Origin of the sequence: Amycolatopsis sp. NPDC051045 (genome assembly GCF_040682955.1) — a bacterium.
In the GTDB taxonomy this organism is placed as follows: Bacteria; Actinomycetota; Actinomycetes; order Mycobacteriales; family Pseudonocardiaceae; genus Amycolatopsis.
In genome coordinates this window covers 82,634-95,696 of sequence record NZ_JBFBCC010000003.1, presented here as the reverse complement: position 1 = coordinate 95,696, position 13,063 = coordinate 82,634, and the positions used below count along the sequence as shown (strand labels likewise).

The following is a 13,063-nucleotide window of genomic DNA, read 5'->3' as shown; positions in this document are numbered from 1 at the left end:
GGTGGTCAACGTGTGGACGCGAGCGCGTCGGCGAGCCGGGCGTCGTGCGCGGGCTGCTTGGTGAGCGGCTTGCCACCGGGACCGGTGCACGGTGCGCCCGGTCTGGCCTTGCACCAGGTGCACGCCACGGCGAGGTAGGCGCGGCGGGCCTCGACTTCGGCCTCGGCGTACTCGGGATCGACCCCGCGGGTGATGGCGAGCGCCGCGGTAACCCGGGCGACACCGTCGCGGATGGCGCGCAGATTTGGCGGGCGCTCGATGGCACGTGCTCGCAACTGCGCGTCGTGCTCGCGCTCGGCGGCGTCGCGCCGGATCGTTCGCCAGTACTCGACGATGTCGGCCGGCATGACGGTCTCGCCCTGGTGCCGGTAGTGCGCTCGGACCGCGGCGCCGGCGACGTCGGCCGGGACGTCGTCGAGGATGCCGGCCCACATCGTGAGCACGTCCGGATCGGGTTGCGGCACCTTCGGATCGACGGCCGAGGCGGCGCCGAGCAGGGTCGCGACTTCGGCCCGGTTCATGCGCGCGCCCCGTCGACGAGCTGTTCGGCGTCGACGGACGCGGGCTCGGCGGCGAGCGCGAGCCATCCGCGGACCTTCTCGCCACGAGCACTGCGAACTGGCGGACGCGCGGCCGGCTGCTCGGCGAGCTGAGCCGCCTTGACCGCATCGTCGTACAGGTGCGGCAACAGACCAGGACGTGCACCGGCCCGGCGGTTCCACTCGTCGAGCGCGGCACGCAGCGGAATCAGGGCGCCACCGTCGCGCAAAATCCCGTCGGCCTGCTTAGCGAGAGCACGAATGGTCGCCGGCCGATAGGCGGCGCCGGTCTGGTCACGCCATGCCGTGACCAGGCGATATGCATCGGGACGTGACGCGGTGGCGAGTTCGGCCGCGGTGGTCGTGCCTCGCGTACGCGCGCCCCCACGCGCACGGCTACTACCCCCGTTAGGGGGTAGTAGTTCTCCCTCTACCTCTCCCTCTGGCATCGGGTTGCTACCCGTTTGCTCTGGCCCGTACGTGGCGTCGGCTATGGCACTTGCTACCGGTTCGGCTACCGGGTTGCCGTCGGATTCGGTCTCGTCGACCTGGCCCTCGACGGCGTCGCGCTGCTTGGCCCATCGCTTGGCCGCGCCCTTGCTGCCTGCTTCGCGGCGAGCGTCGCGCAGGGCCTTCGCTTCGCCGGCGGAACGCTGGTGCTCGAGGTAGTCGTGCACGATGACGTGTCCGCGGCGCGGCTGCGGGCAGTCCGGGCAGCCGTGCCCGAGGCGGTGCCAGAGTCCGACCTCGACGAGCCGCTCGGCGAGCCGTTTGTGCACGCCGGCGAGCCGGACGACGGCGGCCGGCGGGATTTCCCCGTCGGTGAGGTGTTGGCCGGCGTAACAGAGCCCGGTCACGTACAACCAGCCGGCGGCCGGGTCGTCGATCTCGACGAGCTTCGGGTGCAACGGCAGGTCGACGGAGAGCCGGATGTACTCGCGCCGGTCCTGTGCGCGAGCGTTCATCGCGCCCCCGCTGCGGCTTCGTACTCCTCGGCGATCATGAAGTAATCCACGTCGAGCAGCGCGGCGACCTGGTCGAGGGTGTCGCCGCGGCGGCGTGCGATCCGGACGACCTCGAACACCTCGCGCTGGTGCAGCTGGTCGTACGTACGTCGGCCGTTGAGCGCGGCCTCGACGGCGAGCGCGTCGAGCTTCCGCACGGGCGCGGCCGCGATTCGGCCGCTCGGAAATTCGATGATCACGGGTCCCCCTGGGGTGGTGCAGTGGCGGACGCGGGCGCGCTTCACCGCGCCCGCCACTGGTCGGTGACGTGCTGAAATGGTTGTTTCGCTATCTCGGTGCGGGAACGCTAAACCGAGAACGGCGCCGTTTCTGTACTAGAAGTACAAATTCGGGTTGTTCACTCGTCCGGGTTCCCGTTGGCAGGGCGAGCGATCCACACACGGTTTCGGCTCGCGCGGCGGCTTCGCCGGCGGCTGCGGTACTCGCCGCACGGCACGATCAGTCGACGGGCCGCCCACGTCCCGAGCACGGACGGCAAGACGTTCGGCGAGTGCGGCTCGACGTCCTTGGGAACCGCCTTGCGGACGTCCTCGGCGGTGAACGGCCGGCCCTCGCGGACCAGTGCGGCGAGCGCGACCTCGGCGGCGGCCCGGTAGTCGCGGTTCACGGCGACCGCGGCGGCGAGGTTGGCCTCTTGGCCAGCGTGCCGGTCGGCGAAGCCTAGGGTGAGCTGGTCGGCCACGGCTTGGACCCCTCCCACGGTCGTGACCGGATCTCGCGAGCCCACTCGGCCAGGTCGGCGAGTATCTCGCGGTGTCCGGACATGTCGTAGACCCGCTGCGCCGGCGTTCGGTCGGCGACTACTGGGCACGTCGGGCACTCCGGGCAGCACGGCGAGCAGTCGGTCGGGTCGCAGCAACCGGCGCCGAGGTGCTCGGCGCAGCAGACGACAACACGGCCGGTCCGCGCGAATGCGGCCGCGGTCACGCGGTCACCTCCCGCAGAGCCGAGCGCAGCATCGACAGGTGTTGCTCGGCGCGCACGGCGCGCGCCTGCCAACCGTCGGCCGCGGCGAGCCGCTGCCGGATCTCGCCGACGGTGAGCTCGTCGAGCGGGTCGACCTCGACCTCGGCGGCCGGCGTGGTCCGGTGCTTGTTCAGGTGCGGCCGGATCGAGTGCATGTTGTCCGAGGTGTAGTCGCAATGGACGCACCCGTACGTCGTCGAGCCATCGGCGAGCAGCAGCGTTCGCGTCTGTCGCCAAAGCACCGGCGCGCCGCCCTTGGCGCGCATCGGCGCTTCGGTCGGCTCGTCGGCGATCACCTCGAGGCCCTTCGCCCTGGTCGCGGTCATCGCTCACCGTCCGCGGCATCCGCCGGCGCGTCCGGCCAGTCCTCGACGACCTCGGCGTCGACGACGTCCTCGGCGGCGGGCAGAGTGACCGGCGCGGACGGCGGCGTCTCGGGCGGCGGCCCCTCGGGCTGCCAGACGCGCTCGGCGCTGGTCGGCACCCACTTCGCGAGCTGGTGCGCGGCACTCTTGAGCCACATCGCTTTCGGGTTCCACTGCCACGGCGAGAACGGCGAGTCGGCGCCTTCGGCCTTGGACAGAATCACGGCGATGTCCGCGGCGGAGAGCACCGAGACGTTGCTCGTCGCCCCGTCGCGCATCTTCGCGTAGGCGTAGGCGAGCACCAGGTCGCCGCGGTCGGCGCGCCAGTTGATCTCGTGCACTGGTCGGTCGTGCTCGCCCGGGTTGTAGGCGAAGGTGTCGTGTTCGCGCACCACCTCGACCTTGACCGAGGACACCGCGCCGGCTCGGTACATGAGTTCCACCTCGCCCTGATACCCGGTGATGCCGAGCACCTCGGGACCGCGCTTGGTCTTGCGCGGCACTAGGTAGTACTGCTCCGTGCCCGGCTCGAGCCCCTTGCGTGCGGCGTCGAGCAGCGCAACGAGCAACGACGTCGGGTTCTTCTCCGCGGCGTTCGCAAGCTGCGGACTCCGGCGCAGGGCACCGGTAGCGATGCGCAGCCAGGTCTCGGGCTTGATGTGGCTGGGAAGCACGGTCGCGAAGTCCGTGCGGTACCTGCGTACGAGCGCGGCCGGCGAGTTGTCCCGCTGCTGTGCGACGGCCGACGTGACGGTCTGAGTGGTCATGCTGCGGCGCTCACCTTCTGCGGTGTCGAACGGATGGGAGACGGGCGCAACGACGGCGGCGAGTCGCCGTTGCCCGGTACGCGGATGGCGATCGACTCGCCGGCGACCGCGGCGCGCCGGCCGGAACCGAGCGCGTCGAGCACCTCGGCGCCCGCCCGCCGCTTGGCGTCCTCGGCGGCCTTGTGCTCGGCGACCGCGGCGCGGTAGCGCTCGGCCAGCGTCGGAGCGATCTCGACCTCGACGTCGTCAATGAGCGGGTGCAGCGCGCGCACCGTGCGGTAGGTCGCGGTGTGCTCGTCGATGTCGGGGCGTTCGTCGCGCTCGAGGGTGTCGAGGAACTCGCGGGCGGCTTCGCGGAGCACGGAAACCTCGGCGATGTTCCAGTCGACGACGTACTCGCGGTAGTCCGAGCCGGAGATCAACACGGCGATGTGCGCCCGGGACAGGCCGAGCGTGTCGAGCTGCCACAGGGCTTGCGTCCGGTAGTAGATCGGCACCTCGTCAGTACCCGGCTCGCCCCACTCGTCGGCGTTATGCGCGGTCTTGACCTCGAGCAACGCGCGAGCGGTCAAGCTGGACAACAGCCGATCGGGCGTCGCCACCTGCCACCGACGCGCACGACTGGCCCAGGTTCCGGACCGGCGCACGCGGTACTCGGGGTGCGCTGCGGCGAACGCGCGGGCGATCGGGTCCTCGAGCCAGCGACCCCACCGCATGACGTCGTTGTCCTCCGCCGGACCGGTGTTGCCTTTCTTCTTGTGCCAGAGAGAAAACCGGCTCTCCCACGGCGAAAGGCCGAGCACTGCGGCCACCTCGGAGCCGCCGAGCGCGGCCGCGCGAGCGGCGAGCCACTCGGCCGAGCCCGGCTCGAACGTGCCCACACGGACAGCGGCGGCGCTCATCCAGCCATCCCCGCGCACTCGGGCGTCGAGGCCGTGTCGCCGCCGGTGACCTCGAAAACCGTGTCGAACGTGATGCCAAGTCCGTTGATGGTTGCGGCGATGAACTCGTTTCCGGGCCACTGCTCGCCGTCGAGCACGCGCCCGACGGTCGACTGACTCACGCCGAGGCACTTCGCGAGCGCATACCGCGACCGCAGCCCTTTCGCAGTGGCAATCTTGCTCAGCGCATCCGGTCGGATGCGGACGTGCGATGTCACTAACGTTCCCCTCCTGCTTCCGCGTGTGGAAGTCGCGAACCCCCGCGGAAGATCGACAATACGGGCAGGTGGAAGTGAGTTTCAACGCTTCCGTGCGCGCAAGTACGCGAGTGACAGACGTTCGTCGGGTGTCGATACTTCCGTGTGTGGAAGTAGGATGCCGTCATGGCTGACGGGCAATGGTGGGCTTACCTGCAAGCGCAACTCGAGCAACGAGGATGGAAGCCGGCGCAGCTCGCCCGCGCTTCTGGCGTCTCCGAGAGCAGGATCTCTGATTGGCGAAAACGCGGCTCACCACCCACGATCCCTAACGCGCGAGCCGTCGCCAAGGCTCTCGGCGAGCCCCTTGTGCCGCTGCTGGTCGGTGCTGGACTGCTCGAGCCGGCCGAGGCTCGTCAAAGCCTCTCGGCGTACTCCGTGCGCGAGCTGCTCGACGAGATCGACGCCCGATTCGGCGACCTGACGTCCCGAGTTCCCGATGTGCACGTGAACAAGGCCACGTTCGAGCGAGGTAACCCTCTCCAACTCGTCGCCGACAGCCCCAGTACGGAACCGATGAGGGTTCAACAAGAACGCGAGTGGCTCAGCGAGGCTGAACAGCCCGACGAACCCGGCCCGGATACCGGCGCCTGACTTCCCACCGCCCGCGTGTTGGGGAGGAACACGCATGGAATGGGGCCGCGCTTACGACCCGTACCGGCACGCCGAGGCACTCGGCGCCGAGGTGGTCGTGTCGTCCGCCGTCGCCGGGTGGGGCGACTACCGCGGCGGTCGGATTCGGGTGCACCCGATCCTGAATCAGGCCGAAGCGCGGTGCACTGTCGCGCACGAGATCGTCCACCACGAGCGGCGCGACGACGTGCTCGGCTACTGCGGCGTTGCGTGGCTCGATACCCGGCTCGAGCGACGCGTGCACGCGACCGCGGCTCGTCGGCTGATCATCGTTCCCCAACTTGTCGACGCCGTCTTGTGGTCCGACGATGCCGGCGAGATTGCCGAACAGCTCGTCGTCGACGTACGAACACTCTACGTGAGAGTGCTCGACCTCTCCGTGTTCGAATACCGAGAGATCAGCAAGAAGACTCGCGGGGGAGCTGCCCGGACACTCTCTGACCTGCGGCGATATTCCTCTCGGCAACTCCGGGTGCGGCCCCGCAGCTAGCCGGATGGCTGCTCCGCCCGTTAGTCCATATGAGTGTCTTTTCCTCGTATCCGTGTTCGCCGCGGTCATCGCCTTCATGGGGATCGGCTTGGTCGACCCGATCCTGCTGTCCATCGCCAAGGGGCTGGACGCGACGCCGTCCCAGGTCACCCTGCTCTTCTCGTCCTACCTCGGCGTCCAGGTCGTCGCGATGCTGGTCACCGGCGCGGCGAGCGCCCGCTTCGGCGCGAAGCGCACCGTGCTGGTCGGGCTGACGCTGATCGTCGCCGCGACCGCGCTGTGTGCGGCGGCCGGGTCGATCGAGCAGCTCGTCGGCCTCCGCGTGGTGTGGGGCCTCGGCAACGCCTTCTTCATCGCGACGGCGCTTTCGGTGATCGTCGGTGCCGCGACCGGCGGGCAGTCCGGCGCGATCCTCCTCTACGAGGCGGCACTCGGGGTCGGCCTGTCGATCGGTCCGCTGCTGGGCGCGCTGCTCGGCAGCATCTCGTGGCGGGGCCCGTTCCTCGGCACCGCGATCCTGATGGCGGGCGCGCTCGTGCTGTGCGCGGTGTTCCTCAAGAGCGACAAGCACGAGCAGCGGGCCCCGATCAAGCTGCTCGACCCGCTGCGCGCGCTGAAGCACCCCGGCCTGCTGCGCACCTCCATCGCTTCGGCGCTGTACACCGCCGCGTTCTTCGCGGTGCTCGCCTGGTCGCCGTTCGTCCTCGGCTGGAGCGCGATCGCCGTCGGCCTGGTCTTCTGCGGCTGGGGCCTGTGCGTCGCGGTGGCGGGTGTGGCGCTGGCGCCGCGGCTGGCCGCCCGGCTCGGCGAGCGGCACGCGGCCGCGGCCGCCGTCTTCGGCTACGCCGTGCTGATGCTGGTTCTGGCCGTGCCGAGCAAGCCGGTGCTGGTGGCGGGCATCGTCGTCTCCGGCCTGGTGTCCGGCCTGCTGAACACGCTGTTCACCGGCACCGCGATGTCGATCAGCGACGCGCCGCGCCCGGTCGCCAGCGCGGGCTACAACTTCTGCCGCTGGCTGGGCGGCGCGGTCGCCGCCACCCTGGTCGGGCACGTCGCCGAGTGGTTCGGCTCGCCGCAGGCGCCGTTCGTCGCCTCGGCCGTGCTGTGCGTCGTCGCGGGCGCGTTGCTCTCGCTGCGGGAGAAGAAGGCGGACCCGCACACGGTGCCGCAGGAAGCGGTGCTCGTCGGCGAAGAGTTCTGACGCGGCCGATCGGGGTAGCGGTACACCCGATGTTCATCTGAATGTCCGGGTGGGCTGGTTTTGGGAGCTTAGGTTCGGTTCGTTCCCGAACCCCACCATGGAGGCGAAGTGCTCGACCGCCTGCTCCCGCTGTTTCCCGCTCACCCGGGTGGCCGCTCCCCGATCACCTGTGAATACCGCTGCGGCAACGCGTGCGCCCACCCGGAGGCCAACGAATCCGGCAACGAGTACTTCGGCGACGTCGTCAAGGACATCTCACGCCGCCGGGTGTTCCAGGCCGGCGCCGTGATGGCCGCCGCCGCGGGCGGGTTCGCCGCACTTTCCACGGGGACCGCGGCCGCCGCGCCCACGCCGAAGCCGCGCCCGCGTCCCGTCCCGGGCACCGACTTCACGCCGGTCCCGCCGAACAAGCTCGACGCGGTCAGCATCCCCGACGGCTACGCCCAGCGCGTCGTCGTCCGCTGGGGTGACCCGGTCGTCGCGGGCGCGCCGAAGTTCGACTTCGCCAAGCAGACCGCGGCCGCGCAGGCCAAGCAGTTCGGCTACAACAACGACTTCGTCGGCCTGATCCCCCAGGATCCGCTGGGGCTGGCCAACCTGCTCGTGGTCAACCACGAGTACACCACCGAGGTCCACATGTTCCCGGCCGACCAGTACGACCCGGCCAACCCGACCGAGGAACAGGCGAAGATCGCCTGGGCGGCGCACGGCCTGTCGGTGCTGCAAGCCCGCCGCGACCCGGTCCGCGGCGGCCTCGAGGTCGTCCCGAGCCGGTACGGCCGCCGGATCACCCTCGACACGATCTTCGAGGTCCGCGGTCCGGCCGCCGGCTCGAAGTACCTCCAGACCTCGGCCGACCCGAGCGGGCGCAAGGTCCGCGGCACGCAGAACAACTGCTCCGGTGGCGTGACGCCGTGGGGCACGGTGCTCTCCGGCGAGGAGAACTTCGACCAGTACTTCGCCAACTCCGACAAGGTCACCGAGCCGGTCGCGGCCGCGCGGCTCAAGCGCTACTCCGTCGGCGCCGGCACGAGCACCCGCAAATGGGAGCGGTTCGACAAGCGCTGGGACGTCGCGCAGGAGCCCAACGAGCCGAACCGGTTCGGCTGGGTCGTCGAGATCGACCCGAACGACCCGAACTCGACGCCGGTCAAGCACACCGCGCTCGGCCGGTTCAAGCACGAGGCCGCCAACATCAAGATCACCGCCGACGGCCGGGTCGCCGTCTACTCCGGTGACGACAGCCGGTTCGAATACATCTACAAGTTCGTGTCGAAGGGCAAGTACAAGCCCGGCAAGAGCGCCTACGCCCGGCGGCACAACTCGGCCCTGCTCGACGAGGGCACGCTGTACGTCGCCCGCTTCACCGGCGACAGCCCGGCCGCGGAGCTCGACGGCAAGGGCACGCTGCCCGCCGACGGCGAGTTCGACGGCACCGGCGAGTGGATCCCGCTGGCCAGTGGCGACAAGTCCTTTGTGGACGGCTTCACGGCCGAGGAGGTCTACGTCTTCACGCGCCAGGCCGCGGACAAGGTCGCGGCCACGAAGATGGACCGGCCGGAGGACATCGAGCCGAACCCGGTCAACGGCCGGATCTACGCGGCGCTGACCAACAACAGCGACCGCGGCGCGGCGGGCAAGGCCGGCGTCGACGAGGCCAACCCGCGGGTGGGCAACAAGAACGGCCACGTCCTGGAGTGGGAGGAGGACCGCGGCGACGCGGCGTCGACCCGGTTCTCCTGGCGGCTGCTGCTGGTCTGCGGGGATCCCCAGGCGGCGGACACCTACTTCGGCGGGTTCCCGAAGGACCAGGTCAGCCCGATCTCCTGCCCGGACAACGTCGCGTTCGACCGGCACGGCAACCTGTGGATCTCCACCGACGGCAACACGCTCGGCGCGAACGACGGCCTCTTCTCGGTGCCGGTCACCGGCCCGGAGCGTGGCCGCGTCAAGCAGTTCCTCTCGGTGCCGGTCGGTGCCGAGACGTGCGGCCCGGTCGTGACCGACAACCTGGTGCTCGTCGCGGTCCAGCACCCGGGTGAGAACGCGACGAGCTCGGCGAACCCGACGTCGCACTGGCCGGACGGCGGCACCGCGCAGCCGCGGCCGGCCATCGTCTCGGTGTGGAAGAAGGGCCGCTTCGGGCTGCCCGGCCGCATCGGCGAACGCTGACGCGGGTGGGCCCGTCCCGGCCGAGGTTCACTCTTAAGTGGACGGTTCTCGGCCGGTGCGGGCCCGCACCGCGCGCCATAGTCGAGAGGTGATGCTCTCGGGACGTGCGCTGGCGGTGGCGGTGGTGGCGATCGCGGCGGCGGTGGTGCCCGCGTCCGCGGCTGCGGACGCGGACCCGGGCTGCGGTGGGCTCGCGGCGAACCCGAGCGTCGAGCTCACGGCGCGCAACGGCGCCCCGGACGGGTACCTCTTCGCCCCGGCCGCGCCGGTCCCGCCCGGAACACCGGCCGCGAAGGCGCCGAAACTGCTGACCGAGCGGAATTACGCCGTAGACGGGGAGCGGTCGGCGGTCATGCAGACACCGGACGGCAAGACCAGCACCGCCTACCAGACCGAGCGGTTCGTGCCCGGCGGCGTCTACACGCTCAGCGTCTGGACCGCTTCGCGCGCGCCGAGGTACCAACCGGGCACCGGCCTGCGGTTCTTCGACGCCACCGGCACGCAGGTGCAGGAGACCAAACTGGTCGCCGACCACTACGCCGGCGACGGCAACCTCGTCCGGCAGGACTTCCCGGCGGCGACGGCGCCGGCCAAGGCGGCCGCGGTGAAGTTCTTCGCCACGACCACCCTCGACCGGCTGCACTGGGACTGCGTCGACCTCCAGCTCGCGGCGTACTCGGTGAAGAAGGAAGTGCAGAACCCGGCGACTGGTGCGTGGGGCTCGTTCGCGACGGTGACCGCGGGCGAAACCGCGCACTACCGCGTCACCGTGACCAACGAGGGCACGCAGGACCTCACCGGGATCACCGTGCAGGACCCGTGGTGCGGCGAGCCGTTCGCGCCGTTCGCGCTGGCCGCGGGCGCGAACCGGCAGCTGACCTGCGAGCACCCGGACCTGGCGGTGGCCGACAACGGGCACGTCAACACGGCGAAGGTCACCGGCGTGCACTACCCGGGCGGCACGCTCGGAGAGAAGACGGCGTCGGCGACGATCACCGTCGTCGCGCCGCCGCCGATCGCGAAGATCGGCGACTTCGTCTGGGCGGACCGCAACCGCGATGGGCTGCAGGACCCGGACGAGCCCGGCGTCGCGGGCGTCAAGGTGACGCTGAAGGACGGCGCGGGCGGCACGGTCGGCACCGCGACGACCGACGACAAGGGCAAGTACGGCTTCGAGAAGCTGAAGGACGGCACCTACCAGGTCTGCTTTGCCGTCCCGGCGGACTTCACCGTGACCCGCAGGGACGTCGGCACCGAAGACCAGGACTCCGACGCCGACCCCGACGGCTGCACCGCGCCGCGCACCGTGGGCGGGCCGTCCCACCAGGACTTCGCGGCGGACCTCGGCCTGGTCTCCCCGACGAACCGGATCGGCGACTTCGCCTGGGCCGACGCGGACGGGAACGGGCAGCAGGACGCGGGCGAACCCGGCCTCGCCGGCGTCAAGGCGGTGCTGAAGGACGCCGGTGGCAAGGAGGTGGCGAGCGTGGTCACGGGCTCCGACGGCTCGTACGGCTTCACCGGCTTGGAGGACGGCACGTACCAGGTGTGCTTCACGTCCGACGGCCACCACCCGACGGCCAGGGACACCGGCGACGACGTCCGCGATTCCGACGCGGACCCGGCGTCCGGCTGCGCGGACCCGCGCACCCTCGGCCCCGGCAAGCGCGCAGACCACACGGTGGACATCGGGATCGCGTAGCTACGGTGGGGACATGACGGATCTTCCCCTCGCCCTGGTGACCGGCGCGTCCCGCGGAATCGGCGCAGCGGTCGCCCACCAGCTGGCCCCGACGCACCGGCTGCTGCTCGGCGGCCGCGACGCCGACGCGTTGGCCGCGTTGGCGAAGGAGCTCCCGGGCGCGAAGCCGTGGCCGGTGGAGCTGACGGATCCCGCTTCGCTCGCGGACGCCGTGGCGGACATCTCGTCCCTGGACGTGCTGGTCCACTCGGCGGGGGTGGCGCGGCTGGGCCGCATCGAGGACGCGTCCGCCTCGGCCTGGCGCGACAATTTCGAGGTCAACACCCTGGCGGTGGTCGAGCTGACCCGCCGGCTGCTCCCGGCGTTGCGCGCGGCCCGCGGCCACGTGGTGGTGATCAACTCGGGTGCGGGCCTGAACGCCCGCCCGGGCTGGTCCCCGTACGCGGCGAGCAAGTTCGCGGTCCGCGCGTTCGCCGACGCGCTGCGCGAGGAGGAGCCGGAGATCCGCGTGACGTCGGTCTACCCGGGGCGCACGGACACGGAGATGCAGCAGGAGATCTTCGCGGGCGAAGGCCGCGAGTACGACACGTCGCACTTGCTGAAGCCGGACTCGGTGGCGACCGCGGTGGTGACGGCGGTATCAGCCACCCCGGACGCCCACCCGACGGAGATCATCCTCCGTCCTCGCTAATGCCGCTAGGCCCGCAGCCGGGCCGCCGTCTCGGCCACCCCGGCCTGGACCTTTTCCCGGTCCACCGTCACTGATTCGCCCTCGGCCACGACCTGCTCGCCGGCCACCCACACGTCCCGGACCCGCCGCGAGCCGGCCGCCCAGACGAGGTTCGACAGCAGCTGCGCGTCCGGCACGTCCAGGCCGCAAGCGAACGCCGGGTCGTCCAGGTCGATGTGCACGAGGTCGGCCCACCGGCCGGCCTCCAGCGCCCCGATGTCCGAGCGGCCCAAGGCCGAAGCCCCGCCGCGGGTGGCCAGCAGGAACACGTCCGCCGCGGTCAGTACCGTCGAATCTCCCGTGGACAAGCGCGCGACCATGGCCGCGAGCTGCAGTTCTTCCCACAGGTCGAGGTCGTCGTTGGACGCCGGGCCGTCCGTGCCGAGGCCGACCGCGACCCCCGCGGCCCGCAGGTCCGCGATCCGCGCGATCCCCGAGGCCAGCTTCGCGTTCGAACCCGGGCAGTGCGCCATTCCAACGCCGTGCGAAGCGAACAGCGAGATGTCCGAATCCGACAAATGGATCGCGTGCGCCGCCAGCACCCGCCCGTCCAGCACGCCGAGCTTCTGCAACAGTGCCGGCACCGAACCGTGCGAGGCACGGACCGCCGCGTCCTCCGCGGCCGCTTCCGCGACGTGGATCTGCACCAGCGCGCCCCGCGAAAGAGCCGACTCCGCCGTCGCCCGCAGCCCCTCCTCGGACAGCATGTACGCCGAGTGCGGGCCATAACCCAGCTCGATGCGGTCGCCGTGGCCGAAGCGGAGGCCGTCCGTGTCGATCCAGCGCTCGATCGCCGCCAGCTGCGCCCGCCAGTCCAGCCCGGGCAGCTCCATCACCGGCGGGGCGACCAGCACGCGGCCGCCCGTCGTGAGCACCGCGTCGACCAGCTGCTCGCCTTCGAAGTACATCTCGGCGCTGGTCGTGACGCCGTGGCGCAGCATCTCGACCGAGCCGAGCAGCATGCCGGTGCGGACGTCGTCGGCCCGCAGCTTCGCCTCGGCCGGCCAGATGATCTCGTTGAGCCACGGCAGCAGGGGCAGGTCGCCGCCCATGCCGCGCAGCAGCGTCATCGGGCTGTGCGCGTGCGTGTTGACCAGGCCGGGGAGCAGGATGCCGGTCAGGGTGGTGACCGGTGCGGCGGACTCGGGGGCGGTGGCCGCCGGTCCGCAGTACGAAATGCGCCCATCGGCGTCGACGTCGACGACCGCGTCACGGAGGAGCGAACAGGACGGGTCGGCGGGGAGAACGACAGGGGCGTGGAAACGGCGTTGCATC

General features: G+C 71.0%; 16 protein-coding genes. 6 read left to right on the top strand and 10 right to left on the bottom strand.

Annotated features, from left to right (window positions below; genetic code table 11):
- Window positions 1-5 precede the first annotated feature (5 nt).
- The 9 genes from AB0M80_RS08155 to AB0M80_RS08115 all read right to left on the bottom strand — a co-directional run bounded on the left by AB0M80_RS08155 (window position 6) and on the right by AB0M80_RS08115 (window position 4,821).
- Window positions 6-521 (bottom strand): hypothetical protein, encoded by a 516-nt coding sequence (locus tag AB0M80_RS08155; protein WP_364560634.1) that lies wholly within the window; start codon window positions 519-521, stop codon window positions 6-8.
- On the bottom strand, window positions 518-1,504 hold the full coding sequence (locus tag AB0M80_RS08150) for a hypothetical protein (RefSeq protein ID WP_364560632.1): 987 nt from the start codon (window positions 1,502-1,504) through the stop codon (window positions 518-520). The genes AB0M80_RS08155 and AB0M80_RS08150 overlap by 4 nt, the downstream gene beginning before the upstream one ends.
- On the bottom strand, window positions 1,501-1,743 hold the full coding sequence (locus AB0M80_RS08145) for a hypothetical protein (protein ID WP_364560629.1): 243 nt from the start codon (window positions 1,741-1,743) through the stop codon (window positions 1,501-1,503). The genes AB0M80_RS08150 and AB0M80_RS08145 overlap by 4 nt, the downstream gene beginning before the upstream one ends.
- A 158-nt stretch (window positions 1,744-1,901) precedes the next feature.
- Window positions 1,902-2,246 carry a hypothetical protein gene (locus AB0M80_RS08140; RefSeq protein WP_364560626.1) on the bottom strand — a complete coding sequence of 115 codons (345 nt, stop codon included), beginning with the start codon at window positions 2,244-2,246 and terminating at the stop codon, window positions 1,902-1,904.
- Complete coding sequence (locus AB0M80_RS08135) at window positions 2,225-2,491, bottom strand: hypothetical protein (RefSeq protein WP_364560623.1); 267 nt, start codon at window positions 2,489-2,491, stop codon at window positions 2,225-2,227. Before AB0M80_RS08135 ends, AB0M80_RS08140 begins: the two co-directional genes overlap by 22 nt.
- A complete protein-coding gene (locus AB0M80_RS08130; RefSeq protein WP_364560620.1) occupies window positions 2,488-2,856 on the bottom strand; it encodes a hypothetical protein in 369 nt (122 codons plus the stop codon). Before AB0M80_RS08130 ends, AB0M80_RS08135 begins: the two co-directional genes overlap by 4 nt.
- On the bottom strand, window positions 2,853-3,662 hold the full coding sequence (locus tag AB0M80_RS08125; protein WP_364560617.1) for a recombinase RecT: 810 nt from the start codon (window positions 3,660-3,662) through the stop codon (window positions 2,853-2,855). The genes AB0M80_RS08130 and AB0M80_RS08125 overlap by 4 nt, the downstream gene beginning before the upstream one ends.
- Window positions 3,659-4,564 carry a lambda-exonuclease family protein gene (locus tag AB0M80_RS08120; protein ID WP_364560615.1) on the bottom strand — a complete coding sequence of 302 codons (906 nt, stop codon included), beginning with the start codon at window positions 4,562-4,564 and terminating at the stop codon, window positions 3,659-3,661. Before AB0M80_RS08120 ends, AB0M80_RS08125 begins: the two co-directional genes overlap by 4 nt.
- Complete coding sequence (locus tag AB0M80_RS08115; RefSeq protein ID WP_364560613.1) at window positions 4,561-4,821, bottom strand: helix-turn-helix transcriptional regulator; 261 nt, start codon at window positions 4,819-4,821, stop codon at window positions 4,561-4,563. Before AB0M80_RS08115 ends, AB0M80_RS08120 begins: the two co-directional genes overlap by 4 nt.
- Before the next feature lie 165 nt (window positions 4,822-4,986).
- Between AB0M80_RS08115 and AB0M80_RS08110 the strand changes: the two genes are divergently transcribed.
- The 6 genes from AB0M80_RS08110 to AB0M80_RS08085 all read left to right on the top strand — a co-directional run bounded on the left by AB0M80_RS08110 (window position 4,987) and on the right by AB0M80_RS08085 (window position 11,749).
- On the top strand, window positions 4,987-5,454 hold the full coding sequence (locus tag AB0M80_RS08110; RefSeq protein ID WP_364560611.1) for a helix-turn-helix transcriptional regulator: 468 nt from the start codon (window positions 4,987-4,989) through the stop codon (window positions 5,452-5,454).
- Window positions 5,455-5,488: 34 nt separating this feature from the next.
- Entirely contained in the window at window positions 5,489-5,983 is a 495-nt protein-coding gene (locus tag AB0M80_RS08105; RefSeq protein ID WP_364560609.1) for a hypothetical protein, read from the top strand.
- Between the two features lie 4 nt (window positions 5,984-5,987).
- Window positions 5,988-7,184 carry an MFS transporter gene (locus AB0M80_RS08100; protein WP_364560606.1) on the top strand — a complete coding sequence of 399 codons (1,197 nt, stop codon included), beginning with the start codon at window positions 5,988-5,990 and terminating at the stop codon, window positions 7,182-7,184.
- 108 nt (window positions 7,185-7,292) lie between these two features.
- A complete protein-coding gene (locus AB0M80_RS08095) occupies window positions 7,293-9,356 on the top strand; it encodes a PhoX family phosphatase (RefSeq protein WP_364560603.1) in 2,064 nt (687 codons plus the stop codon).
- Window positions 9,357-9,447: 91 nt separating this feature from the next.
- Window positions 9,448-11,058 carry an SdrD B-like domain-containing protein gene (locus AB0M80_RS08090; RefSeq protein WP_364561993.1) on the top strand — a complete coding sequence of 537 codons (1,611 nt, stop codon included), beginning with the start codon at window positions 9,448-9,450 and terminating at the stop codon, window positions 11,056-11,058.
- Window positions 11,059-11,071: 13 nt separating this feature from the next.
- Window positions 11,072-11,749 carry an SDR family oxidoreductase gene (locus AB0M80_RS08085; RefSeq protein WP_364560601.1) on the top strand — a complete coding sequence of 226 codons (678 nt, stop codon included), beginning with the start codon at window positions 11,072-11,074 and terminating at the stop codon, window positions 11,747-11,749.
- A 5-nt stretch (window positions 11,750-11,754) separates the two neighbouring features.
- Here AB0M80_RS08085 and AB0M80_RS08080 read toward each other — a convergent pair whose 3' ends face one another.
- The gene (locus tag AB0M80_RS08080) at window positions 11,755-13,062 is read right to left on the bottom strand and encodes an amidohydrolase (protein ID WP_364560598.1); all 1,308 of its coding nucleotides are present in this window, start codon (window positions 13,060-13,062) and stop codon (window positions 11,755-11,757) included.
- Window position 13,063: the final 1 nt, after the last annotated feature.